A 1,374-nucleotide genomic window follows, 5' to 3' on the forward strand; every position below is an offset into this window, starting at 1 on the left:
TGTGGCCCTCCCACGGCATGAACGCCACCAGGAGGTTCTTGCCCAGCGCCATCTCGCCCTTGTCGGTGCAGGGGCCGTCGGCGATGACCTGGTTGGCCTCGACCCGGTCGCCCTCGGCGACGATGGGCTTCTGGTTGAAGCTCGTGCCCTGGTTGGAGCGGTCGAAGGTCGCCAGCCGATGTGTCGTGCTGGTGCCGTCGTCGTTCGAGATCGTGACGTAGTCGGCGGAGACCTCCTCGACCACGCCGGCCTTCCCCGCGCTGATGACGTCGCCGGCGTCGGTCGCGGCACGGTATTCCATGCCGGTGCCGACCAGCGGCGCCTCGCTCTTCAGCAGCGGCACCGACTGGCGCATCATGTTCGCGCCCATGAGCGCGCGGTTGGCGTCGTCGTGCTCGAGGAAGGGGATCATGGCCGTGGCCACCGACACCATCTGGCGCGGCGACACGTCGATGTAGTCGACCTCCTCGGCCCGCATGAGCTCGGTCTCACCGCCCTTGGTACGGACCAGGACGCGAGGCTCGGCGAAGGACCCGTCGGCGTTGATCACCGTGTTGGCCTGCGCCTTGACGTAGCGGTCTTCCTCGTCGGCGGTCAGGTAATCGATCTGCTCGGTGACCTTGCCGTCGACGACCTTGCGGTAGGGAGTCTCGATGAAGCCGAAGGCGTTGAGCCGGCCGAAACAGGCGAGGTAGCCGATGAGGCCGATGTTGGGGCCTTCGGGGGTCTCGATCGGGCACATCCGGCCGTAGTGGGACGGGTGCACGTCGCGGACCTCGAAGCCGGCCCGCTCGCGGGACAGACCGCCAGGACCCAGGGCGTTCAGCCGCCGCTTGTGCGTCAGGCCGGACAGGGGGTTGGTCTGGTCCATGAACTGCGACAGCTGCGAGGTGCCGAAGAACTCCTTCATGGACGCCACGACCGGGCGGATGTTGATCAGGGTCTGCGGCGTGATCGCCTCGACGTCCTGCGTGGTCATGCGCTCGCGAACGACGCGCTCCATGCGGGCCAGGCCCAGGCGGACCTGGTTCTGGATGAGCTCGCCGACGTTGCGGATCCGCCGGTTGCCGAAGTGGTCGATGTCGTCGGTCTCCAGCGGCCGGTCCGCCGGCTCCGCACCGGCGTGCAGCCGCACCAGGTATTCGACCATCGCCACGATGTCTTCCTCGGTCAGGACGGTGACGTTGATGTCGGTGTCCGAGCCGAGCTTCTTGTTGACCTTGTAGCGACCGACCTTGGCCAGGTCGTACCGCTTGGGGTTGAAATAGAGGTTCTGCAACAGGGTCTGCGCCGACTCCTTGGTCGGCGGCTCACCCGGCCGCAGCTTGCGGTAGATGTCCAGCAGCGCGTCATCCTGGCCGGCCGTGTGGTCCT

Annotated in this window: 1 pseudogene; it reads right to left on the minus strand. The window is 67.1% G+C overall.

Annotated elements, in window-relative coordinates:
• Positions 1 to 1,374: pseudogene (locus tag ACWDX9_RS63340) on the minus strand (DNA-directed RNA polymerase subunit beta); the annotation flags it as partial.

This window comes from Nonomuraea sp. NPDC003201, assembly GCF_053590415.1.